The sequence below is a fragment of the Maribacter algae genome, assembly GCF_047345745.1.
In the GTDB taxonomy this organism is placed as follows: Bacteria; Bacteroidota; Bacteroidia; order Flavobacteriales; family Flavobacteriaceae; genus Maribacter.
Window position 1 is genome coordinate 667,272 of record NZ_JBLFES010000002.1, and the last position, 17,611, is coordinate 684,882.

A 17,611-nucleotide genomic window follows, 5' to 3' on the forward strand; every position below is an offset into this window, starting at 1 on the left:
ATCTCTGCTATGTGTAGTTGCGCGGGTTAGCATTTAACTTAGCAAGTACACAAAAAACTGAAAATCTTTGTCCCCATTGCCAGAGGAATTCAGAGGAAGTTTAAGACAAGCAATTATTTGTATCCTTACTTTGTTTAGTTATTTTCCCATAAATTTTCCAACCAAGTACAAGGTAATTCCGCAATTGTTTTAACGAAACTATTGAAACTAGTACTATTTCGATTCATTTCTTCTGGATTAGAGGTCGCTAATAAAGTCACACCATCTGTGGTTTCGTGATATTCTGGGAAGATTTTTTTTACCTCAGATTTACCCTTGGTACCTTCATAAGTTACTTTTGGCAAATTTGATTTCCGATTAATATATTTTTTAAAATTATCTCTATCTGCAAGTATCCAATTTTCAATCATTCTATCACAAACACCAATAAGTATTTCATCTTCTATCCCTAAGATTCCCAATTCATTTAGCAACTCTTTTTTTACTTCTTCTGCACTTTCCTCTCGAGCTTCTCTGTCGATGATAACCACAATCGGAAAATTTCTATTATTTAAAAGTTTAATGTGAGTAGCGAGTCTTTTTGCAACTGCACTCATAGAAACGGTTTTACCATTACATCCAATCAGTCTAATTGGATTTCCAGAGCATAATTGCTGCAAAGCTCTTTGTTCGGTTTGGCCATCGACAAAAAAAGCAGGTCTACTCATTACTTAATCCTCCTGTTAAATAATAATATCCTAAACCAAATCCTGTTTCTTCTATTTCTTTTCTTAATAGTTTAATATTTGTTACTCGTTTAGCTTTAGTGACTCCCTTCTTCATGGAAACCACTATTATTTCATTCGGGTCTGCACTATTTAATAAAGTCTCACTATGAGTAGACATTAAAAGAAAGCTATCATAGTTTTTATCGTTAAATGAGTTTCTCATTATTTTAATAATCTCTGATTGCATCCAAGGATGAAGAAAATTCTCAGGTTCTTCAATTGAGAATATTTGTGCGGAACTAATGATTGCAGTAATAAGTGTAATCCATTTAATGGTTCCATCTGACATTGCAGATAAAGGTAAAATTACATCTTCACCATCACTATTGGCGATTGTGACTTTTACTATAAGTTGATTATCAAATGGATTATTTGTGACTGTTAAATCTTTTATTGAGTCGTTAGCTAGTTTTGTTAAGTTGACAATCTTATTGTAAAATCTAGGGCTAATTCTCCTAGGTCTATTATATGAGTACATATATCTTCTTGGGAAGATATAAAACCTATCATTTTTTATTGAATACAAAGTTGAAGCCAACCCAGTTCCATCTTTTTGAATTCCTGGTTGTTTAGCAATATCTTCTGGCGATTTAACTTTTGAGGGAATAATATTAAAAACTTCACCACCCAACATGTCAAGCATTACTGGTTGTATTGGGTCTAAGTCTCTACTCAACAATTGCAAAATACTTCTATTTGCGTTTCTGTTGTAGAAAGATATTAGCCGCTTTTCAACTTCTTCTTGAGTGAACTTTTCATTAAATCTGTTTTTAACTTTTCGTCTATCTAGGTTATGAATTAGAACATTTTTATTGTTTGATACTTTTAAAGCATTACAATTTACCTCAATATCTAAGTCCCAATTAATATCTTTTGAAAGATTTTTCGTTAATTTCTTTTTTGAATTAATTAGTTGAATCTTTACTCTTTGATGTGCGTAAAATAGTTGTCCAGCTACTGAATCTACTTTTATTGAAAACGAATAATTGTATATGATGTACTTCTTTTTATTGTGGATTCTACAACCATAAATGTCTGCATTAATTGTATCCTTAAATTCTGTATCACCTCTCTTAGAAAATATATTTCCAGCTCCTCCATTATGGCTCACAGCTTCGTGAAGTTCGTGATGCGATAAATGAGATAGAAACTCAAAAAATGAGATTATATTGGTCTTCCCTGAACCATTGGGACCAACAAGTATATTTAGTCCAGGCCTTACATTCAATTTAAAGTTATTTAATGACCTGTAACCATCTATAAATATTTCACTTATCATTTTTTTGTTTTAATTAAAAAATAAACCTTATAAGAAAAGTTTAATTTCTAGTTAGTAACTAATAACGAAATTCGTTGTTTTGTATAAATGTTTCAATACTTTCCTACGTAAATTGTAAGAAAGTTTTAAACAAAATAATCATTGCATTTTGATTATTCCCAAATACCTTTTAAATCATAAATTTTGATGTCGTTTACGGTGCAATTGCCACCGTCGGTGAGCAAAGAAATGGTAGTAAACTTTTCTGAAGGAAAGAATATACTGGTAAAGGATACTGCTCCATCACCAATAAAAATTTCAATGGAAGAAGCATCAAGCAGTAGGCGTACCTTTATTTTCTGTTGATTTAAGTCCACCGGGGCTTCGTGTATGTTTTTAAAGAAGGCATCGGAAAATTTTTCTTTGCTGGAATGGGTTCGATCTACAAACATTTTTTGTTGTTGCTTATCAAAAGTCACGGACAGATGTTCATCAAGCTTATTTTGAAATTGTATTCCAAAAGAATTTGCCGTGGTCTCCGCTACATCAAAAGTAATCTCCATTTCGGTCTGGGAAGCGGAGAACGAGCCTTCCAATATTTTTTCTTCCGCAAAGCGCATTTCATCAAAGGTGATCAAAGCACCTCTTAGTGTTTCAAGCTCTTTTACAGGTTCACTTTGCAGGACATATTGGGAGGCCGATTTCGTTAAACGTAGTTCCCGTGGCACGGTCATGGCGCTTCTCCATTCCGTCGTAGGCACAATTTGTGCGTATCGCCAGTTGGACATCCACCCGATTCCCAGAACTCTATCGTCCTCTTTTGGAACATTGTTCCATGTAACAAAGGCGTAATTATCGGTACCCCAATCCAGCCATTTTTGCTGCTTGACATCGCTCTTAAACATAGTGCCATCAAAATCACCTATAAAATAGGAAGTAGCGGTACCACCGTTTGGGGCTTCTTTTTGAATGCTGACCAACAACACCCATTTTTCTTCTGCAGTCCCCGCAACTTTTATGGGGAACAAATCCGGACATTCCCATAACCGATTATCACCTTCTATACCAAAGTCGGAAAGAAATTCCCAATCCTTAAGGTTAGGGGAGGCGTAAAATTTTACACGGTCGTATGCGGCCAAGGTCAAAATCCATTTTTGCGAGGGTTCATGCCATACCACTTTAGGGTCTCTGAAATCCTTTATTTTTTCGGTATTAGGGATGATAGGATTGCCCTTATATTTTGTCCATTCATACCCTCCATCTAGACTATAGGCGAGGCTTTGTTTTTGAAAGTCATTGGTTTTGTTCTTTTCTCCTTCAAAATCATGATGCGTGAACGTAGCCACGATAGGCGGATTTTCAGCAGTGCCCAATTTTGAGGTATTCTTAAGGTCTACCACGGCCCCACCTGAAAAGATACAGCCTAGAGAATCCGGATATAGCGCGATGGGAAGTTCTTTCCAATGCACCAAATCTTCTGATTCGGCATGTCCCCAATGCATAGGGCCCCAAACGGTACTGTCCGGATAATATTGATAAAACAAGTGATATTTGTTATTGTAATAGAACATGCCATTGGGATCGTTCATCCAATTCGCTTTTGGCGAAAAATGCAGTTGGGGCCGATGTTTTTCTTGATATCCTCTTTGTGAAACTGTAGTAGTGGCCGCTTTTTCTTTATGTGAATCTGCGCATCCCAAAATGAAAATAAATATCAGGGAAGTAAAAACGAATACCCTTGTAAGTGAACTTTGTTTCATTCTAACTATTTTATAATTGTTCATTACGATTCATCAATTCCTCACCTAATTCTTCTAGCTTTTTCCCTTTTGTCTCGGGCATCACAAGGCGTACCCAAATCAGCTGTAATAGCATCATAAAAGCAAAAAAGGAAAATATGGCTACGGGAGAAACGGCTGCCAGTACTGCAGGGGTAATCATGGTGATAATGGCCGCCAGAACCCAATGGGTACTACTTCCCCAGGACATTCCACTGGCCCTGACCGAATTAGGGAATATTTCCGAAATGAATACCCAAATTACGGCACCTTGGCCAATGGCATGCGAACCTACGTAGGCACTGATGAAGAAAACGACTATTGCGCCTTCCGCACCCGAATAAAATGACCATACGATACCTAAAAGCGTAACGATATACCCTATGGAACCAATGGTCATTAAACGTTTTCGGCCCATTTTATCAATCAAATACATGCCCAACATCGTAAAAATGAGGTTTACCGCTCCGATGGGGATGGATGCAATTAAAGTGTTCGTTTGGTCAATACCGGCCGCTTCAAAAATACGGGGCGCATAATAGAGCACGAAATTAATACCCGAAATTTGATTGAAAAATGCCAAGATGAAGGCCAAAAGGATAGGTTTACTATATTTCTTTGAAAAAAAAGATTCTTTGGTTTTTTGGATGGAACTTTTAATGGATTCGATACGTTCATTGATTTCGTTTTCCGGATAAAGCCGCTTTAGAATCTGTTTTGCCTTGTCTTGGTCGTTACGGTGTAGCAACAGCCATCTAGGACTATTGGGTATTCCCAAAACGAGCAGGCAATACACTATTGCCGGAATGGCCTCTACGCCCAGCATGTATCGCCAGGCCACCTCTCCCATATATTTTCCAATAAGATAATTGGAAAAGAAAGCGACTAAAATACCTAAAACAATATTGAACTGATAGGTGGCCACAAGGCGACCTCTATCTTTTTCGGGAGCAATTTCGGAAATATAGATGGGTGCGGCAATAGAGGAAGCCCCCACGCCCAGACCTCCGATAAAACGAAACATGGAAAATACATAGGGGTCGGTCGCCAGTCCGGAACCCAAGGCCGAGACCAGGTAAAGCACACCGATCCAAAACAGTGTTTTTTTACGGCCTAGCTTATCACAGGGTTTCCCTCCAAACAAGGCTCCTATGACGGTTCCCCAAAGTGCCATGGACATGATGAAGGTGCCATGAAACCATTCTCCGGTATTCCAGAGTTTTTGAATGGGTTGGTCAGCACCCGAAATAACAATAGTGTCAAAACCGAATAAGAATCCCGCCAATGCTACCGTAATGACCCAATAGTTTAAATTTTGCTTCATTCTTTTTCTTTGAATTGTTGAAATGGATTAGCGCATAAATCATCGGAGGACTAACCAAACCGAATTGCTTAAGCGCTAAAAATAGTATTTTTTAAACAACCCTTTTTTTACGAGTGAATGTTGACTTGAACCATTGTAAAAATGAAAATAAGGGAACTTGAGTTCTTTGGTGCTACTGTTTAAAGTTTTTTCTTGAAGCAGACACTATTCTCCATATGCTCATAAGGAGCGTATCTGGGAATACTGGCATACCCGTTCTTTTTATATAGCGCCACCGCTTCCACTTGCCGCATACCCGTTTCTAAAATGCAGTGGGTGTACCCCAATTCCTTTGCCCATTTTTCCAATTCTTGTAATAGAAGAGAGGCGATTCCTTTTCCCCTGGTTTCGGGTAGCACGAACATTCGTTTGACTTCCATACAATTTTTATCGAATTCCTTGATGGCACCACAACCTATCGCTTTTTGGTCTTCATAAAAAAGGATGACATGTTTTAGGTTTTCAATACCGTTGAATTGGTCATAGAACTCATGCTCGTCACCATCGGTTATGGCCAAATATGCATCCAATTGCGCTACCAATGAAATAAAATCGGCATTGCTGGAATCTGTTCTTATGATTTCTGTCATGGTAATGCTAAACTTTGAGAGATATGCCCGAAGCTTGTTTGGAACTATTGTCAAAATAAAAATCTATGCGCCCGACATTAATTCCGTAGCACCCCACTTGGTTGACCAATACTTCTCGCTCGGCGGCATTTACCACAACGGTGGGCTCCTGTAAAAAGGTATGCGTATGTCCGCCGATAATAAGGTCCGTATGCTTTGTCCTTTGGGCCAACACGATATCGTCGGGCCTGTTTTCATTTTCATAGCTATAGCCAAGATGGGACAAACAAATAATCAAATCACATTGCTCGTCTTCCTTCAATTTTGTTTCGATGTCTACTGCAATTTCAAACGGGTCTAAATATTTGGTCTCCTTGTACAACTTTTGAATGACCAGGCCTTGCAGTTTGATTCCCAGGCCGTAGACGCCTATTTTAATGTCGTTTCTGATATAGGTCTGATAAGGTCTAGTAAAACCGTCCATAATTGTATCACTAAAATCATAGTTGGCACTGATCAAATCGAATTTGGCATTGGGCACTTGTGCCAATAGTCCGTCTATTCCGTTATCAAAATCGTGATTTCCTAAAGTAGCGGCATCGTAATTGAGCATGCTCATCAATTCAAATTCCAATTCTCCACCATAAAAATTGAAATAAGGGGTGCCTTGAAAGATATCCCCGGCATCCAGCAATAACGTGTTTGGGTTTTCCTCGCGTATCTTTTGAACAAGCGCGGCTCTTCTTGCCAATCCGCCAAGACCGGGATAAGTGGAATGACTTGCGGGAAAGGCATCAATATGACTGTGCACATCATTGGTATGTAGAATAGTGATATGCTTTTTGGCAAGTTTTTGGCAAGCGTTCAATGACAGTCCGCCCAAGCCAAGAGCTACGGCCGATACGGAAGTACTTTTAATGAATTTTCTTCTTTCCATCTACTTCAATTTATAATAGCGGTTATCGATTTTTGGCGATAGAGTGTCCACCTTCGTAAAATAATCTATGAGGGCATTTCGCACTTTATAGTCCAGGATTACGGTTTCTTCCACATCCTTGAAAAACACCATATCGTCTCCGCCGGAAACCAAATAGTTCGAGGTCGCTACATAATACGTTTTGGAAGGGTCAAACGGTTTGCCTTGAATACGGAACTCTTTTAAACTACCATCTGTATTCAATATGATTTGAAGCTTGGCAATAGGATGCGCTCTTTTGGATCGTACGATATAATCGATCATTTCTTTTATGGCATCTCCTTTCATTGTGGTCACGGCGATGGAGTTTTCAAAGGGCATGACTTCATAAGCCGTTCTAGCGGACACATTCCCTTTTGAAATTCCGGAGCGTATTCCGCCATGATTGAACAACACAAAATCGATATCCTTTCCGGTTCTTTTTTTAAAGATGGGGTTGGCCTGTTCATAAAGCATATCCGCCATAAGATTTCCTGCAGTGGTATTGTAAGGATGGTCCGTTTTTGAAATCGAATAAGGGATATAGGCGAGGGTGCTATCCAAAACTTGGTCTACGCGTTCCCTAAAAGGACGTATATAGGCTTCAACCTCTTGAATGGCCTTATAGGAACTGTCTACTGGGATATTCTGGACATGAATATTTGATAGTTCCGAAGTACTGTTCTTACAGGACATACTTAACATTAATGTTATAAATACAACAAAATGTTTTATTTTTAAAACTTCAAACTGTTTTAACTTCGCCATAGAGTTGAACGGATATGATTACATTTGTAGAAATGTAAAAATACATGTTTTTAAAAGGAATTAAGGACAAGTTTAAACAGAAATCCGGACGGAAATTCATCAAGCAGGCATTACAGAATCCTGCCTTGGAATCGAGTAGAAGTAAGGGTGTAAGTTCTTTGGGATGTATTGTTGATTTGGATAAGTTTCAGGACGCAGATGTTTTTTATCAATTTTTGGAAGCATTTTCCTTGAAGCCCAATGCCGTTAAGATTATTGGGTACAAAAGCTATTATGACAAGAATTCGCCATATGCCACCCCGGTTTTTTCCGATAAGGATCTGGGATGGAACGGCGCAATAGAAAACAGTTATGCTTTGGAATTTTTGAGCCGGGAATATGACCTTTTGGTCAATTATTATGATGAGGATAATTTGTTACTGAATCTGATGTCCGTAAAGACAAAGGCCAGAATAAAAGTAGGCTTTAAAAATGTTGGACATGAATATAATGACCTGATACTGGATACACCCCTAACGGACTTTAAGACCTTTAAAAATGAGTTAAAAAAATATCTAAAGGTATTTAAGGAAATATAATATGGAACAATTAAGAGGAACCGGAGTGGCATTGGTCACCCCGTTCACAAAAAATGGTAGTGTAGATACTGCGGCCCTGACCCGTATCGTGGAGCATTGTATTGATGGCGGCGTGAACTATTTGGTTGCCATGGGAACTACAGCGGAAGCCGTGACCCTTTCCAAAGAAGAAAGACATTTTGCCATTGATACCATCATAAAGGTCAATGCAGGTCGTTTGCCTTTGGTATTGGGTGTTGGGGGCAACAATACCTACGCTATTGCAGATGAGCTCAGAACCTTGGATGCAACGGCGTTCACCGCTATTTTATCCGTTTCCCCTTATTACAATAAACCCACCCAAGAAGGAATATATCAACATTTTAAGTTCTTGTCCCAAGCTTCACCGTTACCGATCATCATGTATAATGTTCCCGGTAGGACAGGAAGTAATATGTTGCCCGAAACTACGCTTAGATTGGCCAATGATTTTGATAATATTGTCGCGATCAAAGAAGCTTCGGGAAGCATGGTGCAGATTATGGAAATTATCGCGAAAAGGCCTTCGGGTTTCAAAGTACTTTCCGGCGATGATATAACAGGTCTACCTACTATTTTGGCGGGTGGGGAAGGAGTTATTTCTGTAATTGGACAAGGCATACCTGCTGAATTTTGCAAAATGGTTGGTTTAGGATTGGATGGGAATACTGCAGCAGCTTATAAATACCATTATTTGCTACAAGAAGGGATGCGTCTCATTTTTGAGGAGGGCAATCCGGCAGGAATTAAAGCGATATTCGAACATATTGGGTTGTCCACTGCCGCAGTTCGTCTCCCTTTGGTAGAAGCGAGCAATGGTTTAAAATCAAAAATCGGAAATTTTGTAAAGTCCATTTCAAGAATACCTGCTTAAGCATTTACGTTAAATCTTCCCCAAAATGTGATGTATAAAGCAGATTGAAGCTATTTTTACGGTATTAGAAATGTTTTTTAAATCCGTTGATTATCACTAATTTTGCAAAATGTTTTTTAAGATAGGAAGGTTTTTATCATTCTTGGCCATTGCTTTTATACTGCAATCCTGTAACGAGTATCAAAAAGTCCTGAAGAATGAAGATGTCAAAGCCAAATACGATTTGGCCCAGAAGTACTACGATGAGGAGGATTTTAAGCGTTCCAATAGATTGTTCGAGCAAATAGCACCTAAATACGTGGGCAAACCGCAAGGGGAGCGTGTTATGTTTTTCTTGGCGAACACCTATTTTCAGCGCAAGGATTATAATATGGCCGGTTACCAGTTTGAACGGTTCGTAAAATCATATCCTAAAAGTGATAAAATGGCAGAAGCTTCCTTTTTGGGCGCTAAAAGTTATTATGAACTTTCCCCAACATATTCCCTAGACCAAACGGATACGGATAAAGCTTTATTGAAATTGCAAAATTTCATTAATGCTTATTCCGAGTCGGAATATTTTGATGAAGCCAATGGTATGGCAAAGGACTTGACGACCAAAAAAGAGCGCAAAGCTTTTGAAATATTGAAACAATACAATAAAATCGGTGAGTTTAATTATGATATGCTGAAATCGGCCATGGCCAGTAGCGATAATTTTATTTCTGATTTTCCCGGCTCCATATACCGTGAAGAAGTTTTATATGTTAAGGTAAAATCCGCTACCAATTTGGCGCTGAACAGTTTTGAAGCCTTAAAGAAGGAGCGTCTGCTCGATGCCAAAGCGGCGTATATTACGTTCAAAAAACAATATCCAGAGTCCAAGTTTCAAGAGGAAGTTAATGATTTAAGCGAAAAAATAGAGAACGAATTACAACAATACACGACAGTTTCAAAATAAATAGTTTGACCATGAATATGAACGATTTAAAAAATTCAAAAGCTCCCGTTTCTACGGTAACCATCAATAAAAATGAGTTTGACCAAAAAACGGATAACATCTACGAGGCAATTTCTATAGCCGCGAAAAGAGCTGTCCAAATCAACTCTGAAATTAAAAAAGAGTTGTTGGAAAAATTAGAGGAGTTTGCAACGTATAGTGATAGTTTGGAAGAAGTTTTTGAAAATAAGGAACAAATAGAAGTTTCCAAATTTTACGAAAAACTTCCAAAACCTCATGCATTGGCCGTTGAAGAATGGTTAATGGATAAAATTTACCATAGAAATACTGAAAAAGACGCATAAATGTATGTTGGACGGCAAAAACATCCTTTTAGGAATAACCGGAGGAATTGCTGCCTATAAAACTACATTTTTAGTACGATTATTTATAAAAGCTGGCGCTAACGTTAAGATTATACTTACCGATAGCGCCAGTTCTTTTGTTTCTCCGTTAACACTGGCAACCTTATCCAAAAACCCAGTGGTTACCGATTTTATAAAATCGGAAGCGCATACCACGGATTGGAACAACCATGTTGAGCTGGGATTATGGGCAGATATCATGCTTATTGCGCCTGCAACTGCCAATACCCTTTCTAAAATGGCAAACGGTGCTTGCGATAATCTTTTATTAGCCACTTATCTTTCTGCCAAATGCCCCGTATATTTTGCACCGGCAATGGATTTGGATATGTACAAGCACCCAAGCACTGCCGCTTCTTTTGAAAAACTGAAATCTTTTGGGAATATTATGATACCCGCTACATCGGGAGAATTGGCAAGCGGGCTTTATGGGGAAGGCAGAATGGCGGAACCCGAGGATATTATCGATTTTATTACCGATCATTTGTCCAAAGGACTTCCGTTGCAAGGTAAAAAAGTATTGATTACGGCCGGACCAACGTATGAGGCCATAGATCCGGTTCGTTTTATAGGAAATCACTCTTCGGGGTTGATGGGTTTTGAACTGGCGAAAGCCTCGGCCCAATTAGGAGCGCAAGTCGTTTTGATATCGGGACCCACACATTTGCAAGTAGAAGAGAAAAGCATTTATTTAAAACGGGTAGTTTCCGCTTCGGAAATGTATGATGCAGTACTTGCCGACTATACCGATGCCGATGTGGTCATCTGTGCGGCCGCAGTAGCGGATTATAGACCCAAAACCGTGGCCGACCAAAAAATTAAAAAGTCCGATTCCGACTTCAACATCGAACTTATAAAAAATAAGGACATCTTATTCTCGTTGGGAGCGCTTAAGAAAAACCAATATTTGGTAGGATTTGCATTGGAAACAGAAAATGAGCTGGAAAATGCCAAAGGAAAGCTCAAAAGAAAGAATCTAGATGCCATAGTGCTCAACTCCTTGAATGATAAAGGAGCCGGTTTTGGCAGTAAGACCAATAAAATCACTTTTATAGATACCAATTCTCAAATAGTTGCGTTTGAATTGAAGACGAAGGCCGCGGTTGCGGTGGATATTCTTAATGAAATTGTTAAACGGCGCTATGCGTAGCTATTTGTTTCTTCTTGCTTTTGTGTTTTTTAGTTTTGCCCTGTCTGGACAAGAATTAAATTGTACGATAACGGTAAATTCGGATCAGGTTTCCCAAACCAATCAGCAGATATTCAGGACCTTGGAACGTTCGTTGAGTGATTTTGTCAATAAATCGAAGTGGACCAACAAGGTGTATAAGGATAATGAGAAAGTAAATGCCCAAATGTTCATTACGGTCACGGAATATGAATCGGATAGGTTCAAGGCCAATATTCAGATACAATCTTCAAGACCTGTTTACAATACGGCGTATGACACGCCTACCTTAAGTTATAAGGACGACCAATTCAATTTCCAGTACGTAGAGTTTCAACCTTTGGTGTACAATGAAAATGTTTTTGAGTCTAATTTGGTGGCGGTTGTTGCGTACTATACTTATGTGATGCTGGGCGTGGATGCGGATACCTTTTCATTGGAAGGTGGTACCGATATGTACCGAAAAGCACAAAACATTGTAACGCAGGCGCAAGGAACTAGTTTTTCGGGTTGGAACCAGAGCGCATCCAACAATAGAACACGTTTTGATTTTATAAACGATGTTTTGTCCAATACGTATCGGGAGTACAGGATTGCGATGTACAATTATCACCGAAAGGGAATGGATATACTCGCAGACAATAACAGTACTGGAAAGCAGGTTATCGCCGGAACCATGAATCTTTTTGAAACCATGAGTAAAAGAAGGCCCAACGCTTTCTTAACACAGACTTTTTTTGAAACCAAGTCAGAGGAAATCTTGAATATTTTCTCAGACGGCCCAAAAGTAGACGTGGTTAAATTGAAAGAAACCTTGAATAAGGTAGCTCCATTTTTCTCCAGTACTTGGAACGATATTAAGTATTGACCCCTTTTTTCAGTTCAGAATATAGATTACCTTTGAAATCGTTAAATTCTGAAACTTGTTATCCAACCTTTCCATATCAAATTATGCTTTAATAGATAGTCTAAACGTAGGTTTTGACAATGGTTTTACCGTGATTACCGGGGAAACTGGAGCTGGAAAATCAATTTTATTGGGCGGTCTTTCCTTGGTTTTGGGGAAACGCGCGGATTTATCATCACTTAGGGATAAAAATGAGAAATGTATCATAGAGGCCGATTTTAATATAGGACAGTATGGATTGATGCCGTTTTTTGAGCAAAATGACTTGGATCATGAAGAGGTTACGGTCGTCAGAAGGGAAATCTTACCCAGTGGAAAATCTCGGGCCTTTGTAAACGATACGCCGGTCCGGTTGGATATACTTTCCGAATTGGGAAACAGACTCATTGATATTCATTCGCAGCACCAAACTTTGGAACTCACCGAAAATGATTTTCAGTTAAAATTAATCGATGCCTTGGCTGAGAATGCTGAAAATCTGTCCAAGTACAAAGCGCAATTACAATCGTATCAAAAAGAGGAAAAAGAACTTCAGCAACTTATTGATTTTCAAAATAATGCTGATAAGGAACAAGATTATAATTTCTTTTTGTTAAACGAACTGGAGTCCGCCAATTTAAAGGAAGGGATGTTGGAAGCATTGGAAGCACAATATGAGCAACTGAACAATGTGGAGTTCATTACGGAACAACTCTCCAAAGGAAACCAATTGATAAATGGGGAGCAAATTGGTTTATTGAACTTAATGACCGAATTAAAACAAGTGATTTCCAAGCTATCCGGTTTCAATGAAAAGTATGCTGATTTGAATGCGCGTATTCAATCCGTAGCCATAGAACTGGATGACATTAATGGAGAACTAGAGTTATTTCAAGAAGGAATAGAGGCCAATCCTTCGCTTTTGGAAGAAATAAATGCCAAGCTGCAATTACTATATAACTTACAGAAAAAACATAACGTACAGGAAGTTTCAGAGCTGATCAAAATTCGTGAAGAACTCTCTGAGAAAGCCTTTGAAACGGCTAATCTTGATGACAAGATCGCCGCCAAAAAGGAAGCATTGACAGAACTAAAGAATAAACTGGAAACATTGATAATTCTGTTACGCAAAAGAAGAACCGCAGTAATTCCGAAGCTAAAAAAACAGTTGGAGGAGGATTTGGGCCAGTTGGGCATGCCGAGTGCTTCTTTCCAAATTACGTTATCCAACAGTGAAACCTTTAAGATTACCGGAAAGGACGACCTCTCTTTTTTGTTTTCGGCAAACAAGGGGAGCGCTCATGGATTGTTGAAGAAAGTAGCATCCGGCGGGGAACTTTCCCGAATTATGTTGGTGATCAAAGCATTGTTGGCCAAGTATGAAAAGCTGCCTACCATTATGTTCGATGAGATCGATACTGGGGTTTCTGGAGAAATATCCAATCGCATGGCCATGATTATGCGAGAAATGAGTAGAGAAATGCAAGTATTTTCTATAACACATTTACCACAGGTAGCTTCACAAGGAAATCAGCATTATAAGGTTTACAAATCTGAAGAAGCAGAAGTTACCAAAACGAATATGCGCAAACTATCCGAAGAAGAACGTATTGTTGAACTTGCACAGATGTTGGGCGGCAAGGAGCTTTCGGAGTCCGCTTTGGCGCATGCAAAACAGTTATTGAATTGATCGCGGCAAGAATAATCATGTCATCGTTTTAACATATTTACATATCTTTGAACTTATTGTAAATTACAAGAACAACCAATTATGGCTTATAATCTATTGAAAGGAAAAAAAGGAATTATTTTTGGTGCTTTGGATGAGAATTCAATCGCTTGGAAAACGGCGGAAAGGGTCCATGAAGAAGGCGGTACGTTCGTGTTGACCAATGCGCCGATTGCCATGAGAATGGGACAAATAAAGGCTTTGGCGGAAAAGACGGGTTCAGAAATCATTCCTGCGGATGCAACTAGTGAGGAGGATTTAAATAATTTGGTTGCCAAATCCATGGAGATTCTTGGAGGAAAGCTGGATTTCGTATTACATTCCATTGGAATGTCCGTCAATGTAAGAAAAGGAAGAGCCTATACAGATGAGAAATATGATTTTACCTCTAAAGGGTGGGATGTTTCCGCATTATCTTTTCACAAAGTCATGCAAAGCCTTTACAAGGCCGATGCTATGAACGAGTGGGGTAGTATTGTTGCATTGACTTACATGGCGGCACAGCGTACATTCCCTGATTACAATGACATGGCGGACAATAAAGCGTATTTGGAGTCCGTAGCGCGTAGTTTTGGATATTTTTTCGGTAAGGAAAAGAAAGTACGTGTAAATACCATTTCCCAATCGCCTACGCCAACTACAGCAGGACAAGGGGTTAAAGGATTTGATGGTTTTATCAGTTATGCTGAAAAAATGTCCCCCTTAGGAAACGCTTCTGCGCAGGATTGTGCGGATTATACGATTACTTTGTTTTCGGACTTGACCAAAAAAGTGACCATGCAGAATCTGTTCCATGATGGCGGTTTCTCCAATACTGGAGTAAGTCAAGAGGTTATTGAAAGGTTTTCAGAATAATCATGATAAGAAATAACAAAAGCCATCCTTTTTTGAGGGATGGCTTTTACGTTTATAGAATTTAGCCGATGAACTTATATTTTTCCTTTATCATTCCTGTTTATAATAGACCTCATGAGATAAAGGAGCTTCTGGAGAGTCTTGTGTTGCAGACTTATAGAAAAGCCTATGAGATTGTTATTGTAGAAGATGGTTCCACACTTTCATCGGAAGAAATTATTGGGGATTTTTCAAAAAAACTTAATATTTCTTATTATAAAAAACCAAATTCCGGCCCTGGAGATTCCAGAAATTACGGAATGTCGAGGGCCAAGGGCAATTATTTTATCGTGCTGGATTCGGATTGTATTTTGCCCCCGCAATACTTGCTAGAAGCGGAGAGAAGTTTGGAAAAAGATTTTGTGCATTGTTATGGTGGACCGGACGCCGCCCATGAATCTTTTACACAAGTTCAAAAGGCGATCAATTATGCGATGACCTCATTTTTGACTACGGGGGGGATACGTGGCAAGAAAAACGCCGTTAATAAGTTTCAGCCCAGAAGTTTCAATATGGGCATTTCAAAGGAGGCTTTTGAGGAGGTAGGCGGTTACGGCAACATTCATCCCGGGGAAGATCCAGATCTGACCATTCGTATTTGGAACAAAGGATTTAAGACAAAATTGATTCCCGAAGCTTTTGTATACCATAAAAGACGAATTGATTGGAACAAATTCTACATACAGGTGAACAAGTTTGGAATGGTGAGACCCATTCTAAATCATTGGCATCCGGAAACGGCCAAAATCACCTACTGGTTTCCAACGTTGTTCTGTTTAGGTTTTATAATCGCATTAGTGTTGACCTTTTTTAAGTTTTGGATGCCTTTAGCGGCATATGCGGTCTATTTTTCTATTTTGTTTATTGATGCACTTATAAAGAATGAGAGCATTGCTATCGCTTTTATGTCGCTTTTTGCCACTACCGTTCAATTTATAGGCTATGGGTATGGTTTTTTGAAGTCTGTTATTTACGTTACTTTTAGTAAACGGAAACCGGAACAACTATTTCCAAAGCTGTTTTTCAATATAAATCAAAAGGCGTGATTTTAGAACGAATCAAAGTTGGTCTTAGAAAGCGAAAGGTCAAGGTGTTTCTTGTTTTTCTTTTGTTTTCCGCCTTTGCTTGGCTCGTTAATAGCTTATCGCAATCCTACGTGAGCAATTCACAATTTAACTTAGTATATGTGAATGTCCCGGATGCTTTTCGCCTTTCCAATACTCCCAAGGCAACAGTAGATGTAAAGCTCAAGGCAGTAGGATTTCAATTTCTGGGATTCGCGATTCGCAAAAAGAAAGTGGAAATAGACGTTTCTAAAATGAGTTTAAGGGATTCCAGTTTTTATATCTCCCCTAATGTATATCAAAAACAGATAGAAAAACAATTGCCTTCCTCGATGACCTTATTGGATTTTGATAGGGACACTATTTTTTTCGATTTGTTAAAAGTGATTTCCAAAACAGTTCCCGTAGTTCCAAGAATTAAGTACACACTGGAAAACAACTATGCATTGGCGGATAAATTGATAGTAGAGCCGGAAGTTATAAAAATTACAGGGCCAAAAACTGAAATAGATACGATTAAAGAAGTAAGAACAACTATGGTGGATTTGGGAACGATCAATGCAGATTTTTCAGAGAAGTTATCGGTCATAAAGGCTAGAAACCTGAGCACCACAACATTTATTCCAAGTACCGTAAAAGTTTCAGGAGCTATTTTCAGGTTTTCGGAGAAAATCATTAAAGTTCCCGTGACCATTATTAACTTACCCAATGATGTTAAAGTGCGAACTTTCCCGGAGACCGTTGAAATAAAATGCCAGGGAAAAATTGAAGATTTAAAAGAATTAAAACCAGAAGACTTTATCGTTATTGCGGATTACCTTAAAATGATTGGACAATCAGAGAACATTATAGCCATTAGACTCCAAGAATATCCGGAAGTAATTAGGAATGCCCATTTGTTGACCAGCGAAATCGAATATATTTTAAGGCGAGAATGAGGATAGTAGGTCTAACCGGTGGTATGGGTAGTGGAAAATCTACGGTGGCCAAAATCTTTTCGAATTTGGGAGTGCCTGTCTATAATTCTGATATAGAAGCGAAAAGGTTGATGCAATCTTCTAAAAAAGTGAAAAAGCAGATTGTTTCTTTATTAGGCAAGGATGCTTATGAACAAAATAAGTTGAATAGGGCCTACATTGCTCAAAAAATTTTTAACGATAAGAAACTATTGGAGGAGTTGAACGGGATTGTACATCCTGCGGTACGCGAGCATTTTTTAGCGTGGACAAAAAAACAAAGCCATCCATATGTTATCCAGGAGACGGCCTTGATTTTTGAGAATGGGATGTCCGATTTTTACGATAGCATAATTTTGGTCACTGCGCCAAAGGAGATGCGTATTCAAAGAATTATGGACCGTGATGCGGCAACGCGGGAAGAAATAACCGCACGTATGGAAAACCAACTGGAGGATTCTGAAAAAATAGCCTTGGCTGATTTTGTTATCCAAAATATAGAACTTTCGGAAACTGCACTCAAAATAGAAGAGGTGAATAACGCTCTGCTTGAATTTTGCTAGGGCTGCGGCATTTTAACATTTTTGTTAAGGTTAGGTTAAACGTACTATCCCCTTACTTGTAAATCTTTAATTTTAACAT

The 17,611-nt window shown here is 38.7% G+C and carries 18 protein-coding genes; 11 read left to right on the forward strand and 7 right to left on the reverse strand.

Annotation, left to right across the window (positions count from 1 at the left end; genetic code table 11):
* Nucleotides 1–134: 134 nt before the first annotated feature.
* From ACKWBX_RS10065 to ACKWBX_RS10095, 7 genes are all read right to left on the reverse strand, one after another.
* Nucleotides 135–707, reverse strand: a complete 573-nt coding sequence (locus ACKWBX_RS10065) for a DUF4276 family protein (RefSeq protein ID WP_413968548.1) — start codon at nt 705–707, stop codon at nt 135–137.
* Entirely contained in the window at nt 700–2,046 is a 1,347-nt protein-coding gene (locus tag ACKWBX_RS10070) for an AAA family ATPase (protein WP_413968549.1), read from the reverse strand. Before ACKWBX_RS10070 ends, ACKWBX_RS10065 begins: the two co-directional genes overlap by 8 nt.
* Nucleotides 2,047–2,198: 152 nt before the next feature.
* Complete coding sequence (locus ACKWBX_RS10075; protein ID WP_413968550.1) at nt 2,199–3,785, reverse strand: glycoside hydrolase family 32 protein; 1,587 nt, start codon at nt 3,783–3,785, stop codon at nt 2,199–2,201.
* Nucleotides 3,786–3,795: 10 nt separating this feature from the next.
* The gene (locus ACKWBX_RS10080; RefSeq protein ID WP_413968551.1) at nt 3,796–5,127 is read right to left on the reverse strand and encodes a sugar porter family MFS transporter; all 1,332 of its coding nucleotides are present in this window, start codon (nt 5,125–5,127) and stop codon (nt 3,796–3,798) included.
* A 179-nt stretch (nt 5,128–5,306) separates the two neighbouring features.
* Complete coding sequence (locus tag ACKWBX_RS10085) at nt 5,307–5,756, reverse strand: GNAT family N-acetyltransferase (protein ID WP_413968552.1); 450 nt, start codon at nt 5,754–5,756, stop codon at nt 5,307–5,309.
* 7 nt (nt 5,757–5,763) lie between these two features.
* Complete coding sequence (locus tag ACKWBX_RS10090; RefSeq protein ID WP_413968553.1) at nt 5,764–6,672, reverse strand: bifunctional metallophosphatase/5'-nucleotidase; 909 nt, start codon at nt 6,670–6,672, stop codon at nt 5,764–5,766.
* The gene (locus tag ACKWBX_RS10095) at nt 6,673–7,386 is read right to left on the reverse strand and encodes a 5'-nucleotidase C-terminal domain-containing protein (RefSeq protein ID WP_413968554.1); all 714 of its coding nucleotides are present in this window, start codon (nt 7,384–7,386) and stop codon (nt 6,673–6,675) included.
* 116 nt (nt 7,387–7,502) lie between these two features.
* Between ACKWBX_RS10095 and ACKWBX_RS10100 the strand changes: the two genes are divergently transcribed.
* The 11 genes from ACKWBX_RS10100 to coaE all read left to right on the forward strand — a co-directional run bounded on the left by ACKWBX_RS10100 (nt 7,503) and on the right by coaE (nt 17,532).
* Nucleotides 7,503–8,036 carry a DUF6913 domain-containing protein gene (locus ACKWBX_RS10100; RefSeq protein WP_413968555.1) on the forward strand — a complete coding sequence of 178 codons (534 nt, stop codon included), beginning with the start codon at nt 7,503–7,505 and terminating at the stop codon, nt 8,034–8,036.
* A 1-nt stretch (nt 8,037) separates the two neighbouring features.
* Nucleotides 8,038–8,928 (forward strand): 4-hydroxy-tetrahydrodipicolinate synthase, encoded by an 891-nt coding sequence (gene dapA / locus ACKWBX_RS10105; RefSeq protein WP_413968556.1) that lies wholly within the window; start codon nt 8,038–8,040, stop codon nt 8,926–8,928.
* Between the two features lie 109 nt (nt 8,929–9,037).
* Complete coding sequence (locus ACKWBX_RS10110) at nt 9,038–9,868, forward strand: outer membrane protein assembly factor BamD (protein ID WP_413968557.1); 831 nt, start codon at nt 9,038–9,040, stop codon at nt 9,866–9,868.
* A gap of 11 nt (nt 9,869–9,879) precedes the next feature.
* Nucleotides 9,880–10,212: a DNA-directed RNA polymerase subunit omega gene (locus ACKWBX_RS10115; RefSeq protein WP_413968558.1), complete on the forward strand. Its 333-nt coding sequence runs from the start codon at nt 9,880–9,882 to the stop codon at nt 10,210–10,212.
* 4 nt (nt 10,213–10,216) lie between these two features.
* Nucleotides 10,217–11,422 carry a bifunctional phosphopantothenoylcysteine decarboxylase/phosphopantothenate--cysteine ligase CoaBC gene (gene coaBC, locus ACKWBX_RS10120; protein ID WP_413968559.1) on the forward strand — a complete coding sequence of 402 codons (1,206 nt, stop codon included), beginning with the start codon at nt 10,217–10,219 and terminating at the stop codon, nt 11,420–11,422.
* On the forward strand, nt 11,415–12,308 hold the full coding sequence (gene porD / locus ACKWBX_RS10125) for a type IX secretion system protein PorD (RefSeq protein WP_413968560.1): 894 nt from the start codon (nt 11,415–11,417) through the stop codon (nt 12,306–12,308). The genes coaBC and porD overlap by 8 nt, the downstream gene beginning before the upstream one ends.
* Before the next feature lie 55 nt (nt 12,309–12,363).
* A complete protein-coding gene (gene recN / locus ACKWBX_RS10130) occupies nt 12,364–14,016 on the forward strand; it encodes a DNA repair protein RecN (protein WP_413968561.1) in 1,653 nt (550 codons plus the stop codon).
* An 81-nt stretch (nt 14,017–14,097) separates the two neighbouring features.
* Nucleotides 14,098–14,910 (forward strand): enoyl-ACP reductase FabI, encoded by an 813-nt coding sequence (locus tag ACKWBX_RS10135; RefSeq protein WP_413968562.1) that lies wholly within the window; start codon nt 14,098–14,100, stop codon nt 14,908–14,910.
* A gap of 68 nt (nt 14,911–14,978) precedes the next feature.
* Nucleotides 14,979–15,995, forward strand: a complete 1,017-nt coding sequence (locus ACKWBX_RS10140; protein ID WP_413968563.1) for a glycosyltransferase family 2 protein — start codon at nt 14,979–14,981, stop codon at nt 15,993–15,995.
* Nucleotides 15,992–16,951, forward strand: a complete 960-nt coding sequence (locus tag ACKWBX_RS10145; protein ID WP_413968564.1) for a CdaR family protein — start codon at nt 15,992–15,994, stop codon at nt 16,949–16,951. Before ACKWBX_RS10140 ends, ACKWBX_RS10145 begins: the two co-directional genes overlap by 4 nt.
* On the forward strand, nt 16,948–17,532 hold the full coding sequence (coaE, locus tag ACKWBX_RS10150) for a dephospho-CoA kinase (RefSeq protein WP_413968565.1): 585 nt from the start codon (nt 16,948–16,950) through the stop codon (nt 17,530–17,532). The genes ACKWBX_RS10145 and coaE overlap by 4 nt, the downstream gene beginning before the upstream one ends.
* Nucleotides 17,533–17,611 lie beyond the last annotated feature (79 nt).

Bases quoted from the DNA above. Each gene is read 5' to 3' on its own strand.
- ACKWBX_RS10065 (WP_413968548.1), bottom strand. From the start codon at position 707: ATGAGTAGACCTGCTTTTTTTGTCGATGGCCAAACCGAACAAAGAGCT.
- ACKWBX_RS10070 (WP_413968549.1), bottom strand. From the start codon at position 2,046: ATGATAAGTGAAATATTTATAGATGGTTACAGGTCATTAAATAACTTT.
- ACKWBX_RS10075 (WP_413968550.1), bottom strand. From the start codon at position 3,785: ATGAAACAAAGTTCACTTACAAGGGTATTCGTTTTTACTTCCCTGATA.
- ACKWBX_RS10080 (WP_413968551.1), bottom strand. From the start codon at position 5,127: ATGAAGCAAAATTTAAACTATTGGGTCATTACGGTAGCATTGGCGGGA.
- ACKWBX_RS10085 (WP_413968552.1), bottom strand. From the start codon at position 5,756: ATGACAGAAATCATAAGAACAGATTCCAGCAATGCCGATTTTATTTCA.
- ACKWBX_RS10090 (WP_413968553.1), bottom strand. From the start codon at position 6,672: ATGGAAAGAAGAAAATTCATTAAAAGTACTTCCGTATCGGCCGTAGCT.
- ACKWBX_RS10095 (WP_413968554.1), bottom strand. From the start codon at position 7,386: ATGTCCTGTAAGAACAGTACTTCGGAACTATCAAATATTCATGTCCAG.
- ACKWBX_RS10100 (WP_413968555.1), top strand. From the start codon at position 7,503: ATGTTTTTAAAAGGAATTAAGGACAAGTTTAAACAGAAATCCGGACGG.
- dapA (WP_413968556.1), top strand. From the start codon at position 8,038: ATGGAACAATTAAGAGGAACCGGAGTGGCATTGGTCACCCCGTTCACA.
- ACKWBX_RS10110 (WP_413968557.1), top strand. From the start codon at position 9,038: ATGTTTTTTAAGATAGGAAGGTTTTTATCATTCTTGGCCATTGCTTTT.
- ACKWBX_RS10115 (WP_413968558.1), top strand. From the start codon at position 9,880: ATGAATATGAACGATTTAAAAAATTCAAAAGCTCCCGTTTCTACGGTA.
- coaBC (WP_413968559.1), top strand. From the start codon at position 10,217: ATGTTGGACGGCAAAAACATCCTTTTAGGAATAACCGGAGGAATTGCT.
- porD (WP_413968560.1), top strand. From the start codon at position 11,415: ATGCGTAGCTATTTGTTTCTTCTTGCTTTTGTGTTTTTTAGTTTTGCC.
- ACKWBX_RS10135 (WP_413968562.1), top strand. From the start codon at position 14,098: ATGGCTTATAATCTATTGAAAGGAAAAAAAGGAATTATTTTTGGTGCT.
- ACKWBX_RS10140 (WP_413968563.1), top strand. From the start codon at position 14,979: ATGAACTTATATTTTTCCTTTATCATTCCTGTTTATAATAGACCTCAT.
- coaE (WP_413968565.1), top strand. From the start codon at position 16,948: ATGAGGATAGTAGGTCTAACCGGTGGTATGGGTAGTGGAAAATCTACG.